General features: G+C 60.7%; 6 protein-coding genes and 1 pseudogene. 1 reads left to right on the top strand and 6 read right to left on the bottom strand.

Translation table 11 applies throughout. The annotated features are described in order from the left end of the window. The 6 genes from KGA96_RS23340 to KGA96_RS23315 all read right to left on the bottom strand — a co-directional run. Positions 1–1132: type VI secretion system Vgr family protein (locus KGA96_RS23340; RefSeq protein ID WP_223515109.1), on the bottom strand; the 1132-nt coding region annotated here is incomplete at its 3' end. A 488-nt stretch (positions 1133–1620) separates the two neighbouring features. Next, positions 1621–2979, bottom strand: coding sequence for a purine-cytosine permease family protein (locus KGA96_RS23335; protein ID WP_223515107.1), 1359 nt, complete (start codon positions 2977–2979; stop codon positions 1621–1623). 5 nt (positions 2980–2984) lie between these two features. Next, positions 2985–3662: an isochorismatase family cysteine hydrolase gene (locus KGA96_RS23330; protein WP_046043513.1), complete on the bottom strand. Its 678-nt coding sequence runs from the start codon at positions 3660–3662 to the stop codon at positions 2985–2987. A 91-nt stretch (positions 3663–3753) separates the two neighbouring features. Next, positions 3754–3903, bottom strand: a complete 150-nt coding sequence (locus KGA96_RS23325) for a hypothetical protein (RefSeq protein WP_185754863.1) — start codon at positions 3901–3903, stop codon at positions 3754–3756. Positions 3904–4014: 111 nt separating this feature from the next. Then, the gene (locus tag KGA96_RS23320; protein ID WP_046043514.1) at positions 4015–5058 is read right to left on the bottom strand and encodes an LLM class flavin-dependent oxidoreductase; all 1044 of its coding nucleotides are present in this window, start codon (positions 5056–5058) and stop codon (positions 4015–4017) included. 169 nt (positions 5059–5227) lie between these two features. Continuing rightward, positions 5228–5713 (bottom strand): flavin reductase family protein, encoded by a 486-nt coding sequence (locus tag KGA96_RS23315; RefSeq protein WP_046043515.1) that lies wholly within the window; start codon positions 5711–5713, stop codon positions 5228–5230. A gap of 323 nt (positions 5714–6036) precedes the next feature. On the opposite strand from KGA96_RS23315, the pseudogene KGA96_RS23310 reads away from it, so the two are divergent. After that, a pseudogene (locus tag KGA96_RS23310) lies at positions 6037–6256 on the top strand (cytosine permease); the annotation flags it as partial. Positions 6257–6259: the final 3 nt, after the last annotated feature.

Genomic DNA, 6259 nt, shown 5'->3' with positions numbered 1-6259 from the left:
TGCGGTCGCGGGCGGCGCGCGTGGTGATCTTTGTGATCACCACCCGGGAGGCGAAGGCCTTGGGGGCGTCGCCGCTGATGGTCAGGACCTGACCCGGGGCCAGGGTGGCGCTGCTGCTGGTGCCGCTGAGGTGGGTCTGGTTGTTGAGGTAGCGTTCGTGGCGCAGGCGCGCGTAGAAAAAGCCGCTTTCGCTTTGCAGGTCTTCGTCGCGCAGGTGGGACTTGCCGAGCACGCGGTAGGGTTCGGCGTAGTGGTAGGCCTCGCCGTAGGTGTTGTCGGCGACGCCGCGGGTCGTGGCCACGCCGTGGGTGGTGGGCTCGCCGAGGGTCTGGTCGACCTCGCCGTCGAGGTAGGCGCGGCTGTCCTCGGGGTGATAGGCGCGCACGCTAACTTGCTGTTCCACCACCTTATGCCGGGTTTGCAGGGCCCAGACGCTGTCCTCGACGCTGTTGCTGAAGCCCGACGGCGAGCGCAGCGGCAGTTCGACGTCGAACTGGTAGCAGCGCTGGTCGTCGCAGAACTCGACGACGTCGAAGGCGAGTTTTTCGTGCTGGATGCAGCGGTACCAGATGCCGACCTCGGCCAGGATCCGGCTGATGAAAGCCAGGTCGCTTTCCTGGTACTGCATCACCTGTTCGCGCTGCGGGTACTCGCGCTTGAGGTTGAAGCGAAAGTGCCCGGTGTCCAGACCATGGCGGTCGCGCAGGATGTTTTTGACGATGTCTGGCACGGACTGGTGCTGATAGATCCGCGTTTGCTGGCCGCGATCGAGCAGGGCCAGGCGCGGTTGCAGGATGACTTCGTAGCGGGCTTCGTCGATTGAGCCGGACAGGCGCTGGCAGGCGGTGATGCGGCCATAGACGGTGCGCAGGGGCTTGGGCGGTTTGGGCACTTCCCAAGAGAACACGGGCACGTTGGACGGTGCGTCGTACAGGCTGAACTCGGCGTACTGGCCGATGAATTTTTCCGCGCCGATGTCGAGGTCGCTGGCGGTGAATTCGATGCGGTAGAGGTAGGGTTGGCTGAGGTACTCATGGCCCTCGAAGGCGAGGACGTCGAGGTGGGTGTCGAGGCCATCGATCTGTAGTTTGTGGCGGCTGTGGTCGAAGAAGGTGCGCGGTGTGTTGGACAAAATCAGGCCTCCCTTGGCTTTTGAAGCGGACGGGGAGGCTTCGTTGCCACCCTCGTTCAAACGCTGGGCAGCTTTCAGGAAGGCAAAAAAGGTTGATATAGGATGTTTCTGGTGGTGACGTAGGAAGCGTCTTGGTGTCGACCCGCCTGGTCTGTGGGATGTTTACGACCTGTTCGATGTTAAGCGGTGGCGCTTCTTTCGATGTCGTCTATCCGTTCGGGTTGAGCCCGAGTAGAGGATCAAAAATATCGTCCGAACGCGGCCCGAACCTTCGGTAACTCCACTGGAGTACGCCACTCCTACGTAGGACCCTACGATCTTCTGCTTTCAGCTTATGGCGATCAATGTGGCGCCAAGTTCACGACCACGGTTTATACATATCAAAAGATCGACCAAACCTTTAGGAGCCGGCTTGCTGGCGAACCGGACGATGCGCTGTGTCAGGCAAGCCGCCATCGCTGGCAAGCCAGCTCCTACAGGGGGGGGCGTTAGGCGGACTCTGCCACCAGTGCCCGCTTGCCGAGCTTCATCAACCAGTAATAACTCAACGCCGGCACCAGCAACCCGACGATCCACGCCAGATCCACCCCATCCAGCGCCGTGGCCACCGGGCCGACGTACAGCGTGGTGTTCATGAACGGAATTTCCAGGGCAATCGCCAGCAGGAAACTGCCGCAGGCGATCCAGTTGACCCGCCCGTAGATCCCGTTCAGGTCGAAGATGTCGTCAATCCGGTACTGGCCTTTGCGCAGGCAGTAGTAGTCCACCAGATTGATCGCCGTCCACGGGATCAGGAAGTAGCTCATGAAGAAGATGAAGTTGAGGAAGAAGCTGATGAAGTCGTCCTGACTGATGGTGCACAGGGCCGTGGCCACCAGGCTGATCAGCAGCATGAACACACCGCGTACCCGCGGGGTCACCTTGAGCCGGGCGAAGGGTTCGATCACGGTGATGGTCGACATGAACGCGCCGTACAGGTTGAACACGTTGATCGACACCTGGCCGTAGACGATGAAGGCGAACAGCAGCACCGCGCCAGCGCCGAACAGACCGGCGACATGCCCGCCGACGTTGCTGGAAAAGTCGCCGATGCCGACGCTCAGGATCGCCCCGAGAATCATCATCCACGCACCACCGCTGACCGTGCCGGCGTAGCTGTACCAGAACACCTGGGCGGTCGGCGTGTTGCTTGGCAGGTAGCGCGAATAATCGGCGACGTAAGGCGCGTAGGACAGTTGCCAGGTCACGGCGATGCTCACCGCCACCAGGAACTTCGACAGCGAGAAGCCCGTCGGCAGCCATTGTTCGGCCGGGATCGGCAACTGCAAGGCGAGCACTGTGGCGGCGACGAACACCACCAGCGACAGAATCGACAGCAGCTTCTGCAAGCGGTGAATCAACCGATAGCCATAGAGCGCGACGACGAAGCACAACGCGCCGATCAGGTAGATATTGCCGGACATCGGCAGCGGGCTGACGGACTCCAGCGCCTGGGCCGCGAGCAAGGTGTTGCTGACGAAGAAACCCAGGTAGATCAGCATCACGAACAGCAGCGGCAACACCGCCCCCAACACGCCGAATTGCGCCCGGCTCTGGATCATTTGCGGAATGCCCAGTTTCGGTCCCTGGGCCGAGTGCGAGGCCATGAAAATCGCCCCCAGCAACGAGCCGAAGATGATCGCCAGCGCACTCCAGAACAGGTTGAGCCCCATCACCACCGGCAACACGCCGGAGGCGATGGTGGTGATGTTCATGTTGGCGCCGAACCAGATATAGAACAGCGAACCCGGCTTGCCGTGGCGTTCGGTCTCGGGGATGAAATCGATGCTTCTTTTTTCGACTTGCATGGCGATCACTCCTGAGTCCGGACGAGACGGGATTGCAGACGGGCGATGGTGCTTTGCAGCTCATGGGGCTGGTGGGCAAACAGGTCCGGTTGCTCGGGGATCAGGCTGATGTAATCGCGGTGCTCCAGGGCGCGCTGGCACTCGGTCGTGGTGAGGATTTCCAGCGCGTAGACCCAGTTGGCCATGATCAGCAGGGCCGAGTAATGCCCGGCCTCGGTGGTCGTGGTGCAGGCATCGCTGACCAGGCGCACGCGATAGCCCAGGGCGAAGGCATCGAACACGCTGGTCAGCACGCAGACGTCGGTCAGCACGCCACAGACGGTCAGTGTGTCGACCTCCATTGCCTTGAGTCGGGCATCGAGGTCGGTGCGGTGAAAGGCACTGTAACGGCCCTTGTCGATGATCAATTCACCGGGCTGCGGCGTCAGCGACTCGATGATTTCCACTTGCCGGGTGCCGGCGCGGTAGCTGCCGGGGCCACCGTCGGCGGCCAGGGGTTCGCCTCGGGGCAGGTCACTGCCGTCGGCCTGATTGATGTGGCGGGTATAGATGACAGGCATCCGCTGACGGCGGGCGGTATCGAGCAGGGCGGCGGTATGGGTGACCACCCTGTCGAAGTTTTCCAGGACGAAACCGTCCTCCTGCTGCATGTCGATGATCAACAGCGCGTTGTTATTGTTCATTGGGCAAACCTGATCAAAGGCGAAACACAAAGCACCGTACGCGCCATGCAATGGCGAGACGCGGGGTGCGTGATTGGCTGTTCGGGTGGGCTCAGTGAACCGTTTGCCAGAAGCCGTTCTGCTTGGCCGAAACGCTGGCGCGCAGGCGCTTGAAATGCAGGTGCGAAGCGGTCCATTCACCGCGCAGGTAAGCCCGCGCGGCGCCGGAGGGAAGGGCGAGTGATGGGAGGCGACCAGTCATCATTGGAATCGACCCTTGTGGGAGCGAGCCTGCTCGCGAAAAACTTCTGGATAACGCGGTCATTCAGATGGCGCGCGTTATCGTTGGCGTCCATCGCGAGCGAGTTCGCTCCTACCGGAACGCAGGCACTACGTGCTTGATGAACAGCTCCAGGGATTTTTTCTTCTCCGCGTGGGGCAGGCTGTTATCGCACCAGAAGCTGAATTCGTCGACCCCCAGTTCCTGGTAGTACTTGATGCGCGGAATGATTTCTTCCGGGGTGCCGATCATGGCGGTCTTGTGCAGGCTTTCCAGCTCGAACTCAGGGCGACCGGCGAATTTCTCTTCCGGGCTCGGCGCGAGGAAGCCGTTGACCGGGGTGGTCTTGTTGCCGAACCAGGCATCGAAGGTGCGGTAGAACCTGGAGATCGCCTTGGCCCCGACTTCCCAGCCTTGCGGATCGTCGGCGGTGTGCACGTGGGTGTGACGCAGCACCATCAGTTGCGGGCGCGGCACGCCAGGGTTGTTGTCCAGCGCGGCCTGGAATTTGTTCTTCAGGTCGAGGACTTCCTCGTCGCCTTTCATCAGCGGCGTGACCATGACGTTGCAGCCGTTGGCCACGGCGAAGTTGTGCGAGTCCGGGTCGCGGGCGGCGATCCACATCGGCGGGTTCGGCTGCTGGATCGGCTTGGGCACGCTGGTGGAGGTCGGGAATTTCCAGATGTCGCCGTCATGGGCGTAGTCGCCGTTCCACAGGGCACGCACCACCGGGACCATTTCCCGCAGCGCCTGACCGCCGGAGGATGCCGGCATGCCGCCGGCCATGCGGTCGAACTCGATCTGGTAGGCGCCACGGGCCAGGCCGACTTCCATGCGCCCGTTGCTGATCACGTCGAGCAACGCGCATTCACCGGCCACCCGCAGCGGATGCCAGAACGGCGCGATGATGGTGCCGGCGCCCAGGTGAATAGTGGTGGTCTTGCCCGCCAGATAAGCCAGCAGCGGCATCGGGCTTGGCGAGATGGTGTACTCCATGGAGTGGTGTTCGCCGATCCACACGGTGCTGAAACCACCGGCCTCGGCCATCAGCGTCAGTTCGGTCAGGTCTTCGAACAACTGGCGGTGGCTGACGCTTTCGTCCCAACGTTCCATGTGTACGAACAGGGAAAACTTCATGACGCTTACCTCGGATCTTTTGTTGTTGGCCTGTCGACTGCGGGCCTGCTGGTTGTTGGTATACCATAATACTAAATTGTAGAAAAATATATTCTGACGAACAGTCCGGATCTCAGTCAGTAAAAGGTCGATCAAGCGCCGACTGACTTGTGGCTGTCATGTGATCGCTTCAGGCCAGAACGGGCAGGGCACCCATCTTGCCGTGGCAATACACCAGCGGGCCGGCATTCTGGTTGGGCACGATCAGGTTTTTCACCGCGCCGACCATGATGGCGTGGTCGCCGCCTTCATATTCGCGCCACAGTTCACATTCGATGACCGCCGTGGCGTTGGCCAGAATCGGGTTGCCCAGCTCGCTCAGCGTCCACTCGATCCCCTGGGCCTTGTCCTTGCCTTTGCGCGCGAAGGCATAGGCTTCGTTCTGCTGGCCGCCGGACAGCACGTGGATGGCAAAACGTTTGTTCTTGATCAGGACCGGGTAGGAATCGGAGCTGTAGTTGGGGCAGAACAGCACCAGGGCCGGGTCCATCGACAGCGAACTGAAGGCGCTGGCGGTCAGGCCGACGATTTGCCCATCGTCATCCAAGGTGGTGATCACGGTCACTCCGGACGGGAACGAACCCATGACTTGTTTGTAGATGGCGGCATCGATCATTGGACGGTCCTCGGGTGGTGTGACGCGTTTTTATGTATTTGTAGGTCTGATGGTATACCGTAATACATCGATTGCAAGGTCTTTTTAGGTGAACTGATAAACGTAATGTTTTCGTCTGAAACCCAATGATTACGGGGCTTTAAGCTAGCCAGCGCTGGCGCGGTTCGGGCAGGATGCCGGCTCAGATGCTTGTTCAAAGACCGGATCGGTCTTGTTTGACGTTTGGAATACCATAATATGGTCGGCATCTGAGGGGCGGCCAGAGAGTCCCCCCGGTTTGGCTTCATACAAAGATAAGAACAGACAAACTCGAGTTCATGCACATGTCCCAGATGTCCCGGCAAGATCCGTTCATCGAGAACCACACGGTCGACTACGTTCCACTCGCAGAGCGCCACGGGAAGGCCCGCGATCTGTTCACCCTGTGGTTCAGCACCAACATCGCGCCACTGCCCATCGTCACCGGCGCCATGGTGGTCCAGGTGTTCCACCTCAACCTGTTCTGGGGTTTGCTGGCGATTGCCCTCGGGCACATGGTCGGCGCTT

The sequence above is a fragment of the Pseudomonas sp. GL-R-26 genome (genome assembly GCF_019947365.1).
In the GTDB taxonomy this organism is placed as follows: Bacteria; Pseudomonadota; Gammaproteobacteria; order Pseudomonadales; family Pseudomonadaceae; genus Aquipseudomonas.
Note: the sequence above shows the minus strand (reverse complement) of the source record. Positions and strands in the feature narration are given on the sequence as shown.